Raw genomic sequence first — 17,017 nt, 5'->3', positions numbered from 1 at the left:
AGCCGGTCCCCGGGGTGCGGGTCCGGGCCACTCGGACCCGCACCCCGGGACCTTGGTCCCGATTCCGCGCGCCGGTGGGGCGGGCAGAACCTGGGGGTCCCGGTGCCGCGTGACGGTGCCTGAGCGCGCCGGGAGCACGACCGCTTCTTCAAGGTGCCGCTCGTCAGGAAGTGCTCGCTCATGCTCGACACCCCTTCCCCCCGTACGACCGGTCTGCCCTTCGGCGCTCGCGCGGACGACGTCGCGGATCTCGCCGTGGCGGCGTTCACCCGCGAGGTGTTCCTGACGCCGAAGCCGGGCCTCCCGGACTGCCGCACGGCCCGGCTGCCCGCGAACTCGGTGTTCTCTTCGCTCATCGACGCGGGCGTCGGACTGCACGGCGCCTTCCACGCGGCCGCGGGCGCCGGTCCCGACCTGGACCGGCTGGCCGCCGCGTGCCGCCTCGCGCAGGAGCGGGTGCCGTACGTGGCGTCCCTCAACGGCCTGGACGTCGCCGCCCGGCTGCTGTGCCTGCTCTCGGCGGCGTACGCGCAGGGCGCCACGAGCCCCGGCCAGGCCTGCCGCATCGCCCTCGGGCTCGACGAGCTGATCGAGCCGTCCGGCCACTTCCACGACAGCTACCGCGCGATGTCCGGCACGGACAAACAGGTGGCCGTCGGCGTCGTCGAGGACGCTCTGACCTCGATCCGCGCGGCCCGCGCCCGGGGCGTCCCGGAGGAGACCGCGCAGCTGGACGCGCTGCTGGCGCTGATCGCCGCCGTCGACGACGGGCGCGTGGTGCGCGAGAAGGGGCCGCTGGCGCTGCGCATGATCCAGCAGGACGCCACGGCGGCCCTGGCCGCGGGCGGGGCCGGTTCGGCGGAGGGGGCCCGGCTCCTGGACACGCTGGACGAGGAGATGACCCGCTACGGGATCTGCCCCGCCTCCAGCGGCGCCCTGCTCACGGCCCTGCTCTTCCTCGACTCCGTGGGCGAGCGGGAGGAACCCGTCGCCCACTGAGCTGACCGTCAGACGCGCAGGACGTCGGGGAAGTCCGTCCAGCGCAGCTCTTCGGGGAGATGGCCGACGTCGTTCAGGACGAGGACCCCGGCGGGGCGCCCGGGGGCGTAGCGGATGACGGTCAGTGCCGCGTTGCCGGGATTCAGTCCGAGCCAGCGCCAGGCGGGGGCGTCGAGCGCGTCCCGTACGAGCCAGGCGACGAGGAAGCTGTGCGTCACGAGCAGCTCGTGCCGGTCCTCGGTGCCTTCGGTCACGGGTCCGGTGAAACGGTCGAGCGCCTCCTGGGCGAGCCGGGCGCCCTCCTCGGCCTCCTCCTTGCCGACGCCGGAGAGGTGACCGAGGAAGAAGTCGGCGCAGTCCTCGGGGAGTTCGTCGCGCTCGGGCAGATGGGGCACGTAGTCGTCGGCGGCGGCGCAGGCGTCGAGCGGCACGGGTGCGGCGAGCTGTTCACCGATCAGGCGGGCGGTCTGCGCGGCGCGCGGGAGCGGTCCGTGGTGGACGGCGGTGAAGGGGACGTCGCGCAGCCGTTCGCCGAGCAGGGTGGCCTGGCGCCGCCCCGCCTCGGTCAGCGGCGCGTCGCCCTCGCCCTCGGCCTGGCCGTGCCGGACCACGTACAGGTATCGCGTGGCCGTACCTCGCGTCACGTGTGCCTCCCTGTTCCCTGTCCGCGGCGGTGTTCCCCGCCGCGGTGGTGTCGATCTTGTACGACGAGGGACGCGCCGCGGTGCGTGCCGGTTGCGTACGGCGGCCGGGTGACGTCGCGTGGGCACAGGCTGTGCGGCGTCCGGTTCGGGACACATATCGGTGACACGTCAGTGGCACGTTCCCTCACTCCCAGGAGTCACCGGACCATGAAGCTCACCGCCAGCCCCTTCGCCCGTACCGCCCGGGCCGTCACGGGCGGTCTCCTCGCCGCCGCGGTCGTCACGCTCGGCGGCGCGGGCGCGGCCTCGGCCGCCGTCGCGGCGCCGGCGGCGCACGCCACGGCCACGCCGGGCGACGTGGCGCACAAGTACCTCACCGAGTCGACGCATCTGACGATCCGTGCCGCCGCCAAGGCCGCCGAGGCCGCCATGGACGCGGCCGTCGCGGAGGGCCAGCGCGTCTCGGTCGCCGTCGTGGACCGCAACGGCAACACGCTGGTGACCCTGCGCGGCGACGGCGCGGGTCCGCAGTCCTACGAGTCCGCCATCCGCAAGGCGTACACGGCGGTGTCGTTCAACGCCCCGACGTCCGTGCTGGTCGGGCGTCTGCAGCAGCAGCCGACGCTCAAGGACATTCCGGGCACGCTGTTCCTCGCGGGCGGTGTCCCGGTGACGGCCAAGGGCTCCCCGATCGCAGGCATCGGCGTGGCCGGCGCCCCGTCGGGCGACCTGGACGAGAAGTTCGCCCGCGCCGGGGCGGCGGCCCTGCGCCGCTGAGCGGACCGGCGGGTGCGAAGGGGCCGGCTTCCCCGGAGCCGGCCCCTTCGGCGTGCCGGTCCGGCGCTCAGCCGGTCGTCCGCTGTCCGCAGGACTGACGGATCTTCAACGTCGGGAGCAGTTCGCTCTGTTGGGTCGGCAGGGTGTCGCCCTCCGTCAGCCGGCGCAGCAGCAGGTTCAGGGCCTCGGCGCCCACCGCGCGCTTGGGCGGGGCGACGGCGGTGAGCGGCGGGTCGGCGAGCGCGGCGTACACGTCGTCGTACGCGACGAGGGCGAGGTCGGCGGGGACGGTGAGGCCGTGCGTGCGCAGGAGCGCGGGGAGCTGGAGGGCGTCCTGGTCGTTGTGGACGAGGGCGGCGCGGATGCCGGAGGCGGCGGCCTCGGCGAGGCGCGCGGCCAGGGCGGCCGGATCGGCGGGCCCGGGCACGTCGGTGACCGGCAGGGCGTCGAGGCCGAGCAGGGCGACGGCCTCCTGGTAGCCGCGGCGCACGTCGCGGGCGGTGTAGGTGTCGTCGCGGGCGGCGAGCAGCACGGCGCGGTGGCCGAGCCCGGCGAGGTGGCGCAGGGCGAGGAGCACACCGTGGCGGTGGTGGGAGCAGACGGCGTCGAGTTCGGCGGCGGGGCTGCCGAACTCGGCACGGCGCTCCACCAGGACGGCGGGCACGGGGAGTTCGCCGAGCCAGTCGGTGTCGCGGCCGCCGCGGCCGGGGTGCCAGTCGGGGGCGAGGAGCAGTCCGTCGACCTCGGACTCGAGCAGGCGTTGCACCTGGACGCGGTCGCTGTCGGCGCCGTAGGGGGCGATGCCGAGGACGAGGCGGGCCCCGGCGGCGGCCGCGGCGGCGCGGGCGCCGGCGACGACCTCGTCGAAGTACTGGCCGACGGTCGGCACGAGCATGCCGATGACCCGGTCGCGGCCCGGCTCGGCGCGGTCGTCGGTGAGGAGTTCGACGGAGCCGTGGGTGCGGCTGAGCCGTCCCTCGTCGGCGAGGGCGGCGACGTCGCGGCGCAGGGTGACCGCGGGGACGCCGAGGCGGGCGGCGAGGTCGACGACGCGGACGGCGCCCGTCCCGCGCAGTGCCTCCAGGATGCGGGTGCGGCGCGCTTGCGCGGACACGGTCATGGGCCCCTCCCCGGCTCCTGGCCGCCGGTCCTCCGGCGGCCTTCCGACGCACCGTACCCGATCACTTCCGGTCATGTGATCGGGTACGGCGGGAGGTACGGAGTGGTGGGCGACGGTGCTTACAGGCCCGGGCCGTTGTAGGCGCCGCGGTGCGGTTTGACGGTCGTGGAGACGGGGTTGCCCCAGTAGTCGCGGCCGCCGTTGTCGGTGACGATCGAGCCGTTGTTCAGGGCCGGCGAGGTGGCCTTCAGCTTGTACCCGTCGACGGAGTCGAGGGTGGTGCCGCCGGTGCCGGGGTTCACGAAGCCGGGGTCGCCGGTGATGCCGTTGGCGGTGGGCCGGGGGACGCCCTGGTAGACGTTCCACAGATAGGAGATGCCGGAGCCGGTGGGCAGCCGGGAGTCGGTGGTGCCGACCCAGATGTTGTTCTCGACGACGCTGGTGCTCGGCAGGGTGATCGAGAGCTTCTTGTCCGTGCAGTAGATGACGTTGTTGTAGAGGTGCAGGGCGGAGCGGCCGCTGCCGCCGCTGCTCATGCGGCAGTCGTTCTCGGAGATGTTGTAGCGGACGATCTCCTTGGCGGCGCCGCTGGTGCCGCAGCCGTCGCAGTCGAGGAAGAAGCCGCCGATGTTGTCGCGGCTGTAGTTGTACTGGACGGTGCAGTAGCCGGTGTTGCCCCAGTCGCAGTCGAAGGCCTGGCTGTCGGCCACGGACATCCGGGTGGTGCTGTGGACGACGTTCTTCTGGATGGTCGGGTTGTGGTCGCCGAGGACCCAGATGCCGGCGAAGTTGCCGCCGGAGAAGGGGTAGACGCCGTTGCCGGTGCCGGAGGCCACGTTGTACTGGATCATCGGGGACTCGGCGTAGCTGGCGATGATGGCGTCGCCGCCGACGTCGGTCACGGTGTTGCGTTCGACGAGGACGCCGTTGCCCTTCGTGGCCATGGCCCCGACGCGGATCTTGAGGCCGCCGCCCCCGGTGTTGCTGATCTTGTTGTCGTGGACGTGGACGTCGTTGAGCGTGGAGCCGGTGCCGCTCGCGCCGGTGACGATGCCGGCGGACTGGACGTAGTCGTCGGTCGTCGGGGAATTCTTATTGGTCTGTCCCGCGACGCGGTCGATCACGAGGTTGCCGAGGTCGAATCCGGTGTGGGCCTTTCCGTCGGTGGCGGACACGCGCAGTCCGGTGCGGCGGGCGAGAGTCCCGGCGGGGTTGGTGAGCTTGATGTCACGGACCGTCCAGTGGTCCTGGTCGGTGAGCCGCATGGCGTCCGCCGCGCCGGCGCCGTCGACGACGGGCGGGGTGCCGGTGCCGTAGGCGGTGACGGTGATCGGTGCGGCGGCGGTGCCGCTGCCGCGTGGCGCCAGGGTGCCGGTGCAGGTGGTCCCGGCGGCGAGGGCGAGGGTGTCGCCCGGCGCGTACGTCTTCGCGTTGGCCTGGGCGAGGCTGTTGTACGGGCTGCTCGACGTGCCGGTGCCGGGGGTGGCGGCCGAGCAGTCGACGTACGTCGTGACCCCGGCCGCGGCGGCCGGGGTGTCCTGGAGCGCGACCAGGCCGGCACCGGCGAGCGCGACCGCCAGGAGTGCCCGGCCCGGGGAACGCATGACCCTCATGGGTGCACCTCTCTGCTGGAAGTGCGCCAGAAACTAGGGCTGGCCCCTGATCGAGTCAATACACTTCTAGCGTTCGATCAAATTTCGATCACTTGACCTGCCAGCGTCGCCCGTTCGATCACAACGAGCCGCGGCGTGCGCGGAGTTGACGGAATCACGCGTACTCCGCGCAGGTCTTGTCACCGAAGCCGGTCGGGTGCACGATTGCGGCCGCTCCTCCTCCGCAAGGCACTGCCGGCGCGCGGCACTTCCGTTCGCCGGACACTCAGCGTGCACGGACACGAGAGGACCCGACATGCGCTCCCCCACACCCCGCACGTCCCCCCGCCGGTCCGGAAGACAGGGCCGCGGTGTGCTCGCGGCCGCCGGGGTACTGGCGCTCGCCGCCGCGGCCGGCCTGGCCACGGCCACCCCGGCCGCGGCCTCGGACACACCGGGCTCGTACACCCACTACGGCTTCCCGTCCGGGACGGCCGGACTGAGCGACGTGACGTTCCGGACGACCGTCACCAAGGACGCGGGGCCCGCCTCGAACATCTTCTGGAGCCACCAGTTCGGCTTCACCGCGGGCAACGGCGCGTACACCGGCATGCAGTCCAATGGCCCCGGCCAGACCCGCACGTTCCTCTTCTCCGTATGGGACGCCACCGAGGCGAAGACCGGCTCCACCGGGAGCTACTGCCTGGACTTCGGCGGTGAGGGCGTCGGCAAGAGCTGCCGCCTGAAGACCGACTGGAAGGAGGGCGACACCTTCCGCACCCGGGTCGCGCACGAGGGCGACCGCTGGTTCGGCGTGACGGTGACGAACGAGACGACCGGCGCCTCCTTCAAGCTCGGCAGCATCCGTGCCGGCTCCACCCAGATCTCGCCGAGCGGGATGGTCGACTGGGCGGAGTACTTCGAGTGGAACAACCCGAAGGCCTCGTGCGACGACCAGCCGTACTCGCAGGCCCGCTTCGGCGTGCCCGTCGCGAACGGCGGCGCGGTGACCGCGAGCGTCTCCTCCACCCAGGTCAGCTCGTCCTGCGCCGCGTACTCGCGGGTCGACACGGTCTCCGGCGGCTCGGTGCAGACGAACGGGATCGGCAACTCGGTGCGCGGCCCGGTCACCGGACTCGGCGGCAAGGTTCTCGCCGGGGCGCAGAACACCTCGGGCTCGCCCGCGATCGTCACCGGACCGACCGGCGCGGCCGAGCAGGCGTGGGTGCTCGGCAAGGACGGCGCCCTGCATCTCATGGGCCAGGGCCTGTGCCTCGACGTGCAGGGCGGGGCACAGGCGAACGGGACCCCGGCGATCGTGTGGTCCTGCACGGGCGGCACCAACCAGCAGTGGCGCGCCGAGAACGGCTCCCTGCGCAACCCCGCCTCCGGCCGCTGCCTGGACATTCCGGGAAGTAACACCACGAACGGAACGCAGGTCATCATCTGGGACTGTCAGGGCACTTCAAACCAGAAGTGGACGGTTCCGGTCGTTCCCTGACCACTGAGCGCCCCTCCGTGACCACTTCGCAGCGCCGACTGAGATTTTCGTTATTACGTCATCGCCGCAAGGTCTCCATGATGTCGGACGAAACTCAGGCCGAGCGGGCCTGCGGGGCGGAGAGTGGACAGGGCATGGACAGCGAACGGCACACCGCGATGATCCGGGCGGCGCAGGGCGGGGACCAGCGGGCGCAGGACGAGGTGGTCGCCGCGTACCTGCCGCTCGTCTACAACGTGGTGGGCCGGGCGCTGCACGGGCACGCCGACGTGGACGACGTCGTGCAGGACACGATGATCCGCGCCCTGTCCGGGCTGCCGTCGCTGCGCGCGCCCGAGCAGTTCCGGTCCTGGCTCGTGGCGATCGCCATGAACCAGGTGCGCACCCGCCGGCAGGCCCGGCAGGCGGCCCCCTCGTACGGGGAGCTGGGCGAGGCCCACGAGCTCGCGGACCCGGCGTCGGACTTCGTGAACCTCACGATCGTCCGCATGGGCCTGTCGGGGCAGCGCCGCGAGGTGGCGGAGGCGACCCGCTGGCTGGAGCCCTCGGACCGGGAGCTCCTGTCGCTGTGGTGGCTGGAGGCGGCGGGCGAGCTGACCCGCGCGGAGGTCGCCGCGGCGCTGGAGCTGTCGCAGGCGCACACCGCCGTACGCGTCCAGCGCATGAAGGAGCACCTGGAGAACGCGCGGGTGATCGTGCGGGCGATGTCCCGCGATCCGCGCTGCGCCCTGCTGGACGAGACGCTCGGCGCGTGGGACGGGACGCCGTCGCCGCTGTGGCGCAAGCGGCTGGTCCGGCACGCCCGGTCCTGCACGGTCTGCTCCCGCTACGGCGCGGGCCTGGTCCCGGCCGAGGGGCTTCTCGCCGGCCTGGGCCTGGTCCCGGTCGCCTCCGTCCTCGCCTACGGAGCCGTCCCGGACCCGGCGACGGGTCTCGCGGCCCACGGCTCGTCCCCGGACACGCTCGGCCTGCCCGTGCACGGCGATCCGTCCGGCGCGGCGGGCTTCGCACCGTACGGAAACGCACCAGACGAGGCGGGTTTCGCTGCCTACGGATCGTCACCCGACCCGGCCGCGTACAGCCCCGAGACCGATCCCTTCGGCACCACCGCGTACAGCGAGACACCGGCCGGCGGCGGCACCGGGGAGATACGCACGACGCCCCGCAGCCGCACGCGGCACGAGCGCCGGGCCCGGCGGCGCCGCACCGCGCTGCTCGGTGTCGCGGTGCTCGTCGCGGGCGGGGGCGCGGTCGGCGTCCTCACCCAGCTGGGCCCCGACGAAGGGGCCGACACCGTGCGGACGCAGGCCGCGCCCGCGCCGTCCGAGACCCCGGAGCCGAGCAGCGCCTCCCCCTCCCCGTCCGCGTCCCGCTCCGCCTCGCCCAAGGCCTCCCCGACGCGCAGTTCGGCCCGGCCGACGCGGACCAAGAAGAAGACGTCTGCGCCGCCGCGTCCCAAGCCCACCCCGACGACGCAGCGCCCCGCGCCCCCCGCCCCCACCAAGGCGCCGTCCGGCACCTTCGGCCAGCAGGTCACCCAGCTGGTCAACACCGAGCGGGCCAAGAACGGCTGCGCGCCCGTGCGGCAGAACAGCACGCTCGACAAGGCCGCCCTCGGCCACTCCGAGGACATGGCCGCCCGGAACTACTTCGACCACACCGACCCGGACGGCAACGACCCGGGCGACCGGATCACGGCCGCGGGCTACACCTGGTCCACGTACGGCGAGAACATCGCGCGCGGGCAGCAGACGCCCGCGCAGGTCATGGAGGGGTGGATGAACAGCCCGGGGCACCGGGCGAACATCCTCAACTGCGCGTTCAAGGAGATAGGGGTCGGTGTCCATCAGGGCTCGGGAGGCCCGTGGTGGACGCAGGTGTTCGGGACGGCGCGCTGATCCGGCCGGCGGCGCGGTCGAGGCCGTACCGCCGCTGGAAGAACAGCGCGATGCCCATCAGGACGGCGGGCAGCGCCGTGAACCCCCACAGGAGCGCCCGCAGCGCGGGGTCCGTCTGCGCGACGGTCGTGCCCTCCGTCGTGGAGACGAAGCCCGCCGCCGCGAGGACCGCCGCGTACACATAGGGGCCGACGGCGGTGCCGGTCGCCTCGGTCGCCGTCCAGACCCCGGTGTAGGCGCCCGCGTCGGCCGCGCCGCGCGCCTCGGCGGCAGCGACGACGTCCGGCAGCATCGAGAACGCGAAGAGCTGGAGCCCGGCGAAGGCCGCGCCCATGACGACGACCACGCCGAGCGTCGCGGCCGTGCCGAGCGCCCGGCCGGGCAGCAGCGCGAGCGAGCCTGCGAGGAACATGCCCTGCGCGATCAGCAGACCGCGCTGCTTGCCGGTCCGCCGCGAGACCCGCAGCCACAGCGGGCCGACGACGGTGGCGGGCACCAGGAAAGCGCCCATGAGGACGGCCGTCAGGGAGCGGTCCCGGAGCACGTACTGGGTGTAGAAGGGCAGCGCGGCGAGGAAGAGGTGCGTGGTCGTGCCGGTGAACAGGTACGAGAGCAGCAGCGCCCGGAAGTCGCGGTCGCGCCAGGCCGCCCGGACGTCCTCCCGCACCGAGTGGGCCCGCTCGCCCGGGGCCTTGAACCCGCAGTGGTCGGTGAGCCGGCGGACCCCGCGCACGGCGAGCAGGCCCGACAGGACGAGCCCTCCGGCGAGCAGCAGCGCCATGCGCGCATAGGCGCCGCGCTCCCCCGAGGCGACCAGGCTCGGCGCGCTGACCCCGGCGGCGAGCAGGCCGAGGGTCAGGAACACCATGCGGAAGAGGAAGACGCGGGTGCGTTCGTGGTAGCCGATGCGCAGGTCGGAGGGGGTGGTGAGGTACGGGACCTGGAAGCAGGCGAACAGCAGGTTCCCGGCGATGTAGCAGCCGCCGACCCACAGCGCGGCGCTCGTCCCGGTGAGCCCGCCCGGGACGCTGAACATGGCGGTCCACGCCACGGCCAGGAGCAGGCCCCAGCGGAGCATGCCGCGGCGGTGTCCGGTGCGCCGGGCCTGCCGGTCGGAGCGCGAGCCGAGCAGCGGGTGGACCACGATGTCGACGAGCTTGGGCAGCAGCAGCGTGGCCCCGGCGAGGAAGGCGGGCACGCCGAGGGTCTGGGTGAGGAAGTACAGGAGCAGCAGTCCGGGGACCGTCACCCACAGGCCCATGCCGACGGATCCGGCGGCGTAGAGAGTGAGGTCCCCCGGGCGGGCCCGGGCGGGCGCGGTCACGGCGCGGACCGGTGGCGGCGCACGACACCCGCGGCGAGTTCGGCGCCCTCGAACGCGTCGGCGCGGACGCGCCCGGCGAGGGTGCGGGCGACGATCCGGTCGGTGAGCGCGGGGAAGTGACGGGCGAGGAAGAACTCGACGGCGCCGCGCCGGGTCGTCGGCAGGTCGCGGCGCACGCGGCGGCCGAGCCCGGCGCGGAGCACGGTGCCGACGACGCCGTCGAGGGGCTCGTAGCTGCTCATGCCCTCCAGGGAGAGTCCGGCGGCGGCGGTCGAGTCGTGGATGGGGCTGCGTACGGCGGACGGATAGACGCAGGTGACGCCGACGTGGGTGCCGAGTTCGAGGCGCAGGGCGTCGGCGTAGGCGACGAGGGCGCGCTTGGAGGCTCCGTAGGCGGCGGCGAGCGGCAGCTGCATGACGGCCATGCGGGAGGACACCATGACGACGCGGCCGCGGGCGGCGACCAGGGCGTCTGCGCAGGCGGCCGTGGTGCGCCAGGTGCCGAGGAGGTTGAGGTCGAGCTGGCGGCGGACCGCGTCGCCGGGCGGGAGCTCGGCCGGGGCCGGTCCGCCGATGCCCGCGTTGTTGATCAGCAGGTCCAGGCCGCCGAGCCGGTCGAGCGCGGCGGCCACGGCGACGGGCACGGCGGCGTCGTCGGTGAGGTCGCACGCCAGCACCTCGACGGGGTCGTCCGGTCCCGGGGCCAGATCGAGGCCGACGACCTGGGCGCCCAGTGCGGTGAGCCGGGCGCACACGGCGCGGCCGAAGGTGCCGGAGGCCCCGGTGACCAGGACGCGCATCCCCTGGGCGTCACCCAGCCCGCACGGTCGGGTGGGGGTCGTCATACGGCGGATCTCCTGTCCTTCTGGGCCGGGATGAAGGCCCGCCGGTCCGGGGTGAAGGGGCGGGCCCCACGCCGCAGCCGGGCGGCGCCGGCCGCGAGCTCGCGGGGCACCTCGGCCACGTACTGGTCGAAGTCGATGCGCATCGCGGGGCGGCGCTCGCCCCAGCGTTCGACGGCGGCGCGCAGGGCGCGGGCGGCGGCGCGGCGCCGCTCCTCGGGCGAGGGCAGGGCGTACGTGCCGCCGAGGTGGGCGGCGGCGAGCCGGGCCTGCGCCTCGACGACGGGCAGGGCGGCGCCGGTGGACTGCATGAGCCCGACGAAGCACAGGCTGGGGTCGTCGAGGTGGAAGACCCGCTGGTAGAGGCGCAGACGCTCGGGGTCGGGGCCGAGCCAGCGCTCGGACAGGAACGGGATGGTGACGCGGTAGCCGGTGGCCCACACGATGACGTCGACGGGTTCGCGGCGGCCGTCGGTGAAGACGACGTGGTCGCCGTCGAGGCGTGCGACGCCGGGGCGGGCGGTGACCTCGCCGTGGGTGAGACGGTGCAGGATCGTGTCGCTGATCGTGGGGTGGTTCTGGAAGAGGCCGCCGGCGGGCTCGGGCAGACCGTAGCTCTGCGGGGTGCCGACGGCGAGCCGCAGCATGGTCTCGGCGACCCGCTGGCGCAGCCGCCAGGGCAGGACGGCGAGGGCGCCGCCGGTCGCGTCGGAGGGCCGGCCGAAGAGGTACTTGGGGACGACGTGGACGCCGCGCCGGGCGGAGAGCAGGACGGGGCCGCGGGACACGTAGGAGGCGTCGACGGCAATGTCCATGGCGGAGTTGCCCATGCCGACGACGAGGACGCGGCGGTCGTGGAAGGCGTCCGGGGTGCGGTAGTCGTGGGCGTGCATCTGGGTGCCGTCGAAGGTGCCCGGGTGGGCGGGCTCGGGGCGGCGGGGGTCCCAGTTGTGGCCGTTGGCGACGACGACGGCGTCGTAGCGTTCGGTGCCGGTGCCGCCGTCGCCCGTCTCATGGGTGACGAGCCAGCCGGGGCCGTCCTCGGCGCGTTCTACGGCGGTGACGGTGGTGCCGAAGCGGATGTGCCCGGCCAGTGCGAAGGTCTCGCAGTAGTCGGCGAGGTACCCGGCGACGAGGTCGGCGGACGGGTAGTCGGGCCAGTCGGCCGGCATCGGGAGGTCGGCGAACTGGGTGCGGCCCTTGCTGGTGTTCAGGTGCAGCGAGGCGTACGCCGGGGACAGGCCGCTGGTGTTGTCGCGCACCCACAGTCCGCCGGGCCCGTCCCCCCGCTCGTATCCGACGGGTTCGGCGCCCGCGTCGAGCAGTGCCTTGACGGTGGCGAGGCCGGCCGCTCCCGCGCCGACGACGGCGACACGACTCGGTGGGGGCATGGTGCGGCTCCTCTGCGGCAAGGACGGGGCGGGCGGGGTCGCTGTGGCTGCCGCCAACCGTAGGAGTCGTTTCCGCTGATGGACATGTCGTCGGGTACGTGATTCGGGCCCCCCGTTGTGCCCGGCCACAACAGGGGCGAGGATGCCGGGTATGGCACAGGACAGCTGGAGCGGTGTGGTCGACCTCATCGAGCGGGTCGTCGGCGAGGACGACCTGTTGCCCTCCGTGGTGACGGGGGTGCGCAGCTCGGTGCGGGAGGTGGCGGTGCTGCCGGCGGCGGACATCGCGGGGCACACCCGGGCGCTGCTCGTGGCGGCGACGCGCGCGCTGGCGGCGCGGCGCGGGCCGACGGAGGCGGAACTGTCGTTCGTGGAGGAGCTGGGCTCGACGCGGGCCCGGCAGGGGGTGCCGATCGAGGCAGTGCTCGGGGCGATCCATGTCGCGGAGCGGGCCATCTGGTCCCGGGCCCGCGAGTCGGCGGCCGCGTGCGGGATCGAGGCCACGGTGCTGCTGGACGCGCGGGAGCTGTACGACGACTGGGCGCAGGCGGTGCGGGCCCGGCTGATCGCGGCGCACCGGGCCGCCGACACCGGGCGGCGGTCGGCGGGCGGCCGGGATCTGGCGGTGCTGCGCCGGCTCCTCGAAGGGGGTTCGGCGGCGACGCTGGCGGCGGCCGAGGCGGGCCTCCCGGCGGGCTGCGGCCTGTGGGTGCTGGTGGCGCGGCCGGACGACAGCGCGGTCGAGCAGGCGGTGCGGGATCAGGGTCCGGCGCTGCTCGCGCACGTGGACGGGCTCCTGGTCGGCGTCTTCGTGCGCCGTCCGGGGGCGCGGGCGGTGCGCGGCGACGGCCGGGCCGGGCTCGCCGGTCCGGCGGAGGCGGAGGAGCTGGGCACGGTACGGCGTCTGGCGCTGGCCGCGCTCACCGCGGCCGAGTCGACGGGGCGGGCGGGCGTCGTGCACGTGGCGGACGTCGCCGTGCTCGCGGCGGTGGCCGACCGGGCCGACCTCGCGGCGATGCTCACGGACCGGCACCGTGCGGCGTGGACGGCGCTGGGCGCGCACGCGGAGCCGGTCGCCTCGGCGGTGCGGGCCTGGCTGGAGTGCGGCCGCGACGTCACGGCGGCGGCCGAGCGGCTCTTCGTCCACCCCAACACGGTCCGCAACCGCGTCCAGCGCTTCGCCGACCTCACCGGGATCGACCCGGGGGACCCGTTCGGCGCGATGACGGCGTGGTGGCTGTGCCGGACGTGGCTCACGCCGGCCTGAGCGGCCGGTTCGGGCGGCGTTTCGGGTTCAGGGGGCGCGGCGCCGGCGGCGTCCGCCTCTCAGGCGGCGAGAACGGGTGCGCCCTCGACGGCACGCACCAGCGGCGCGAGCCGCTCGTCCCGCGCCGCCTCGTCGAGGGCTTCGCGCAGGGCGGTCTCGTTGGTGGGGCGGGCTTCGGCGAGGAGCTGGAGTCCCTGGTCGGAGACGTTGGTGTAGATGCCGCGCCGGTCGGTGGGGCACAGGTAGCGCATGAGCAGGCCGCGGTCCTCGAGGCGGGTGACGAGGCGGGTGGTGGCGCTCTGGCTGAGGACGACGGCGTCGGCGACCTGCTTCATCTGGAGGTGGCCGCCCTCTCCGTCGTGCTGGCGGCTGAGGACGTCCAGCAGGGAGTACTCGCGCACGCTCAGGTCGTGGCGGGACTGCAGGGCACGCTCGATGTGGGCCTCGATCCTCCCGTGGAGCAGGGAGAGGGCGCACCAGCCCTGGGCGAGGGCGGTGAGTGCGGGGGCGGTTGCGGTCATGATGACCTCCTTCCGCTCCAATAGTTGCACACGCGGACTACATGCATCCAGAGCTTCGTGCACTTGCATTTATCCCGCGCATGCAATTATTGTCTTCCAACGTAAGCGCTCCACGCAACGACCTGGAAGGTATCTCCCCATGCCTCTCGCTCTCCTGGCCCTGGCCATCGGGGCCTTCGGGATCGGCACCACCGAGTTCGTGATCATGGGCGTGCTGCCCCAGGTCGCGGGAGATTTCGGCGTCACCATCCCCACCGCCGGCTGGCTCGTCTCCGGCTACGCGCTCGGCGTCGTCATCGGCGCCCCGCTGCTGACCGTCCTCGGCACCAAGGTGTCCCGCAAGAAGATGCTCATGGCCCTCATGGCGCTCTTCGTCGTCGGGAACACGCTCTCCGCCCTCGCCCCGACCTTCGGCCTGATGCTCGCCGGCCGGGTCGTCGCCTCCCTCGCGCACGGCGCGTTCTTCGGCATCGGCTCCGTCGTCGCCGCCGACCTCGTCGCCCCGCAGAAGAAGGCCTCCGCGATCTCCCTGATGTTCATGGGCCTGACCGTGGCCAACATCGTCGGCGTCCCCGGCGGCACGTACATCGGGCAGGCCGCGGGCTGGCGCGTCACGTTCCTCATCGTCGCAGCGCTCGGCATCATCGGCTTCCTCGGCGTCGCCAAGCTGGTTCCCGAGACCGGCCGGCCCGAATCGGTCAGCGTCCGCCGCGAGTTCGCCGCCTTCAAGAACGTCCAGGTCTGGCTCGCCATGGCGATGACCGTCCTCGGCTACGGCGGTGTGTTCGCCGCGATCACCTACATCACCCCGATGATGACCGAGGTCGCCGGCTTCACCGAAGGTGCCGTCACCTGGCTGCTCGTCCTGTTCGGGATCGGCATGTTCCTGGGCAACCTCCTGGGCGGCAGGTTCGCCGACCGGCGTCTGATGCCGATGCTGTTCACCGCACTCGCCGGGCTGAGCGCCGCCCTGCTGCTCTTCACGGCGACCGCCCACGACAAGGTCCTCGCCGCGATCACCCTCTCCCTGATCGGCGCCCTCGGTTTCGCGACCGTGCCGCCGCTGCAGAAGTGGGTGCTCGACCAGGCCTCGGCCGCCCCGACCCTGGCCTCCGCCGCCAACATCGGCGCCTTCAACCTCGGCAACGCGCTGGCGGCCTGGCTCGGCGGCATCGTCATCGCCGCGGGCCTCGGCTACACCTCCCCGAACTGGGTCGGCGCGATCCTCTCCGCCACGGCCCTGGTCCTGGCCTTCATCGCCGCCGCCCTGGACCGCCGCGCGTCCGGCCGGGTCGTCACGGGCGCCGCCCAGCCGGCCCCCGTCCAGGTCCCAGCATCTCACTGACACCGCCGCAGGGGCCGGACACCGTCGCCGGCATCCGCCCGTCACAGCTGGTCGCGCAAAACACGCGACGGAGCCGGAAGTCCCGCGCCCCCGCAGGGGCCACCGGCCCCACCCTCCGAACCACACCATCCCGCAGCAACCCGGAAAGACCCGCACCCATGAGCACCGCCACCCCCACCGTCACCCCGCTCACCACCACCGAGGCCGAGACCCTGATCACGGCGGCTCGCCGTGCCGCAAAGGACGCCGGGGTCACCGTCAGCGTCACCGTCCTCGACGCCGGCGGCCACCTCCTCGCCTTCCGCCGCGACGACCGGGCCGTCCTGATCTCCGGCGAGACCAGCACCCGCAAGGCCTACACCGCCCTCCAGCTCGACGCCCCCACGGCCGACCTGGTGGACCTGGTCAAGCCCGAGGGCCCCTTCCACTCCCTGCCCACCGCCCTCGACAAGCCCCTCCTGTTCATCGCCGGCGGACTCCCCCTGCACCGCGACGGCCGTCTGATCGGCGCGATCGGTGTCGGCGGCGGCAGCCCCGAGCAGGACCACGGCTTCGCCGGCACCGCCGCGCAGGAGCTCTCCCGATGACGACGACCGGCACCCCCCGCACCCCGCAGGAGGTCTTCGCCGACCACGGCGCCCGCCTGGGCACCGGCGACCTCGACCTCATCAGCCGGAACTACACCGAGGACGCCGTCTTCGTCACCCCCGACGGAGTCCTCACCGGACGCGACGGCGTCGCTCGGGGCATCGGCCGCCTCCTGGCCGATCTCCCGGACGCCGACTGGCAGTTGACCCCGGCCTTCGCCGGAGACGTGCTGTTCCTCCAGTGGACCGCCGCCACCGGCACCCACGAGGTCACCGACGGCGTCGACACGTTCGTCTTCCGCGACGGACTCATCAGCGCCCAGACCGTCCGCTACACCCTCACCACCCGCACCATCTGAAAGGCCCGCACCACCATGGCACCCGTCAGCATCCCCACCGTCACCCTGAACAACGGCGTCGAGATCCCGCAGCTCGGCTTCGGCGTCTTCCAGGTCCCCGACGCCGAGACGACCGCCGCCGTCGCCTCCGCCCTGGAGGCCGGCTACCGCTCCATCGACACCGCCGCGATCTACGGCAACGAGGCGGGCGTCGGCAAGGCCCTCGCCGAGTCCGGCATCGCCCGCGAGGACCTGTTCATCACCACCAAGCTGTGGAACGCGGACCAGGGCTACCAGGCCACGCTCGACGCCTTCGACGCCAGCCTCGCCAAGCTCGGTCTCGACCACGTCGACCTGTACCTGATCCACTGGCCGACCCCGGCCCGCGACCTGTACCGCGAGACGTGGAAGGCCATCGAGAAGCTGGTCGCCGACGGCCGCGTCCGCGCCGCCGGTGTCTCCAACTTCCAGCCCGCGCACCTCGACCGCCTGGTCGAGGGCTCCGAGCTGGTCCCGGCCGTCAACCAGATCGAGCTGCACCCCGGCCTCCAGCAGAGCGAGCTGCGCGCCAAGCACGCCGCGCTCGGCATCGCCACCGAGGCCTGGAGCCCGCTCGCCCAGGGCGCCGTCCTCAAGGACGAGGCGATCACCACGATCGCGGCCCGCCACGGCAAGTCCCCGGCCCAGGTCGTCCTGCGCTGGCACCTCCAGCTCGGCAACGTCGTGATCCCCAAGTCGGTCACGCCCGCCCGCATCCGCGAGAACCTCGACGTCTTCGACTTCACCCTCACCGACGACGAGATGACCGCGATCGCCGCCCTCGACCGCGACCTGCGCACGGGCCCGCACCCCGACGAGCTGAACTGACCCG

15 protein-coding genes and 1 pseudogene are annotated in these 17,017 nt (G+C 73.6%); 9 read left to right on the top strand and 7 right to left on the bottom strand.

Translation table 11 applies throughout. The annotated features are described in order from the left end of the window. Positions 1-180: 180 nt before the first annotated feature. On the top strand, positions 181-999 hold the full coding sequence (locus IAG42_RS33595) for a triphosphoribosyl-dephospho-CoA synthase (protein WP_188340722.1): 819 nt from the start codon (positions 181-183) through the stop codon (positions 997-999). Between the two features lie 8 nt (positions 1,000-1,007). Here IAG42_RS33595 and IAG42_RS33590 read toward each other — a convergent pair whose 3' ends face one another. Continuing rightward, complete coding sequence (locus tag IAG42_RS33590; RefSeq protein WP_223206274.1) at positions 1,008-1,643, bottom strand: histidine phosphatase family protein; 636 nt, start codon at positions 1,641-1,643, stop codon at positions 1,008-1,010. A gap of 207 nt (positions 1,644-1,850) precedes the next feature. Between IAG42_RS33590 and IAG42_RS33585 the strand changes: the two genes are divergently transcribed. After that, positions 1,851-2,420, top strand: a complete 570-nt coding sequence (locus tag IAG42_RS33585) for a GlcG/HbpS family heme-binding protein (protein ID WP_188340720.1) — start codon at positions 1,851-1,853, stop codon at positions 2,418-2,420. 67 nt (positions 2,421-2,487) lie between these two features. Here the strand turns inward: IAG42_RS33585 and IAG42_RS33580 are convergent, their stop codons facing one another. Together IAG42_RS33580 and IAG42_RS33575 are read right to left on the bottom strand one after the other, a co-directional pair. After that, entirely contained in the window at positions 2,488-3,540 is a 1,053-nt protein-coding gene (locus IAG42_RS33580; RefSeq protein ID WP_188340719.1) for a substrate-binding domain-containing protein, read from the bottom strand. 119 nt (positions 3,541-3,659) lie between these two features. Further along, a complete protein-coding gene (locus IAG42_RS33575) occupies positions 3,660-5,153 on the bottom strand; it encodes a right-handed parallel beta-helix repeat-containing protein (RefSeq protein ID WP_223206273.1) in 1,494 nt (497 codons plus the stop codon). Between the two features lie 295 nt (positions 5,154-5,448). Here IAG42_RS33575 and IAG42_RS33570 point away from each other — a divergent pair, with 295 nt between their 5' ends. Further along, entirely contained in the window at positions 5,449-6,633 is a 1,185-nt protein-coding gene (locus IAG42_RS33570; RefSeq protein ID WP_188340718.1) for a ricin-type beta-trefoil lectin domain protein, read from the top strand. 134 nt (positions 6,634-6,767) lie between these two features. Next, the gene (locus IAG42_RS33565) at positions 6,768-8,531 is read left to right on the top strand and encodes a sigma-70 family RNA polymerase sigma factor (RefSeq protein WP_188341736.1); all 1,764 of its coding nucleotides are present in this window, start codon (positions 6,768-6,770) and stop codon (positions 8,529-8,531) included. On the opposite strand, the pseudogene IAG42_RS33560 reads toward IAG42_RS33565, so the two are convergent. The 3 genes and pseudogenes from IAG42_RS33560 to IAG42_RS33550 form a co-directional block, all read right to left on the bottom strand. Continuing rightward, positions 8,455-9,891, bottom strand: a pseudogene (locus IAG42_RS33560) (MFS transporter); the annotation flags it as partial. The gene IAG42_RS33565 and the pseudogene IAG42_RS33560 sit on opposite strands and share 77 nt — an antisense overlap. Further along, positions 9,852-10,700, bottom strand: a complete 849-nt coding sequence (locus tag IAG42_RS33555; protein WP_223206271.1) for an SDR family NAD(P)-dependent oxidoreductase — start codon at positions 10,698-10,700, stop codon at positions 9,852-9,854. The pseudogene IAG42_RS33560 and the gene IAG42_RS33555, both read right to left, overlap by 40 nt. Further along, the gene (locus IAG42_RS33550; protein ID WP_188340717.1) at positions 10,697-12,088 is read right to left on the bottom strand and encodes a flavin-containing monooxygenase; all 1,392 of its coding nucleotides are present in this window, start codon (positions 12,086-12,088) and stop codon (positions 10,697-10,699) included. Before IAG42_RS33550 ends, IAG42_RS33555 begins: the two co-directional genes overlap by 4 nt. 151 nt (positions 12,089-12,239) lie before the next feature. Here IAG42_RS33550 and IAG42_RS33545 point away from each other — a divergent pair, with 151 nt between their 5' ends. Next, on the top strand, positions 12,240-13,355 hold the full coding sequence (locus IAG42_RS33545; RefSeq protein ID WP_188340716.1) for a helix-turn-helix domain-containing protein: 1,116 nt from the start codon (positions 12,240-12,242) through the stop codon (positions 13,353-13,355). A 59-nt stretch (positions 13,356-13,414) separates the two neighbouring features. On the opposite strand, the gene IAG42_RS33540 is transcribed toward IAG42_RS33545, so the two are convergent. Then, positions 13,415-13,876, bottom strand: coding sequence for a MarR family winged helix-turn-helix transcriptional regulator (locus tag IAG42_RS33540; protein WP_188340715.1), 462 nt, complete (start codon positions 13,874-13,876; stop codon positions 13,415-13,417). Positions 13,877-14,015: 139 nt separating this feature from the next. Here IAG42_RS33540 and IAG42_RS33535 point away from each other — a divergent pair, with 139 nt between their 5' ends. The 4 genes from IAG42_RS33535 (at position 14,016) to IAG42_RS33520 (ending at position 17,013) form a co-directional block, all read left to right on the top strand. Beyond that, positions 14,016-15,221 carry an MFS transporter gene (locus IAG42_RS33535; protein WP_188340714.1) on the top strand — a complete coding sequence of 402 codons (1,206 nt, stop codon included), beginning with the start codon at positions 14,016-14,018 and terminating at the stop codon, positions 15,219-15,221. A 158-nt stretch (positions 15,222-15,379) separates the two neighbouring features. Further along, positions 15,380-15,808: a GlcG/HbpS family heme-binding protein gene (locus tag IAG42_RS33530; RefSeq protein ID WP_188340713.1), complete on the top strand. Its 429-nt coding sequence runs from the start codon at positions 15,380-15,382 to the stop codon at positions 15,806-15,808. Then, the gene (locus IAG42_RS33525) at positions 15,805-16,167 is read left to right on the top strand and encodes a nuclear transport factor 2 family protein (RefSeq protein WP_188340712.1); all 363 of its coding nucleotides are present in this window, start codon (positions 15,805-15,807) and stop codon (positions 16,165-16,167) included. The genes IAG42_RS33530 and IAG42_RS33525 overlap by 4 nt, the downstream gene beginning before the upstream one ends. Positions 16,168-16,182: 15 nt before the next feature. Then, on the top strand, positions 16,183-17,013 hold the full coding sequence (locus tag IAG42_RS33520; RefSeq protein WP_188340711.1) for an aldo/keto reductase: 831 nt from the start codon (positions 16,183-16,185) through the stop codon (positions 17,011-17,013). Positions 17,014-17,017: the final 4 nt, after the last annotated feature.

Origin of the sequence: Streptomyces xanthii, from assembly GCF_014621695.1 — a bacterium.
Taxonomy (GTDB): Bacteria; Actinomycetota; Actinomycetes; order Streptomycetales; family Streptomycetaceae; genus Streptomyces; species Streptomyces xanthii.
Note: the sequence above shows the minus strand (reverse complement) of the source record. Positions and strands in the feature narration are given on the sequence as shown.

Coding starts and splice junctions, on each gene's coding strand:
- IAG42_RS33595 (WP_188340722.1), top strand. CDS start 181: ATGCTCGACACCCCTTCCCCCCGTACGACCGGTCTGCCCTTCGGCGCT.
- IAG42_RS33585 (WP_188340720.1), top strand. CDS start 1,851: ATGAAGCTCACCGCCAGCCCCTTCGCCCGTACCGCCCGGGCCGTCACG.
- IAG42_RS33580 (WP_188340719.1), bottom strand. CDS start 3,540: ATGACCGTGTCCGCGCAAGCGCGCCGCACCCGCATCCTGGAGGCACTG.
- IAG42_RS33575 (WP_223206273.1), bottom strand. CDS start 5,153: ATGAGGGTCATGCGTTCCCCGGGCCGGGCACTCCTGGCGGTCGCGCTC.
- IAG42_RS33570 (WP_188340718.1), top strand. CDS start 5,449: ATGCGCTCCCCCACACCCCGCACGTCCCCCCGCCGGTCCGGAAGACAG.
- IAG42_RS33565 (WP_188341736.1), top strand. CDS start 6,768: ATGGACAGCGAACGGCACACCGCGATGATCCGGGCGGCGCAGGGCGGG.
- IAG42_RS33555 (WP_223206271.1), bottom strand. CDS start 10,700: ATGACGACCCCCACCCGACCGTGCGGGCTGGGTGACGCCCAGGGGATG.
- IAG42_RS33550 (WP_188340717.1), bottom strand. CDS start 12,088: ATGCCCCCACCGAGTCGTGTCGCCGTCGTCGGCGCGGGAGCGGCCGGC.
- IAG42_RS33545 (WP_188340716.1), top strand. CDS start 12,240: ATGGCACAGGACAGCTGGAGCGGTGTGGTCGACCTCATCGAGCGGGTC.
- IAG42_RS33540 (WP_188340715.1), bottom strand. CDS start 13,876: ATGACCGCAACCGCCCCCGCACTCACCGCCCTCGCCCAGGGCTGGTGC.
- IAG42_RS33535 (WP_188340714.1), top strand. CDS start 14,016: ATGCCTCTCGCTCTCCTGGCCCTGGCCATCGGGGCCTTCGGGATCGGC.
- IAG42_RS33530 (WP_188340713.1), top strand. CDS start 15,380: ATGAGCACCGCCACCCCCACCGTCACCCCGCTCACCACCACCGAGGCC.
- IAG42_RS33525 (WP_188340712.1), top strand. CDS start 15,805: ATGACGACGACCGGCACCCCCCGCACCCCGCAGGAGGTCTTCGCCGAC.
- IAG42_RS33520 (WP_188340711.1), top strand. CDS start 16,183: ATGGCACCCGTCAGCATCCCCACCGTCACCCTGAACAACGGCGTCGAG.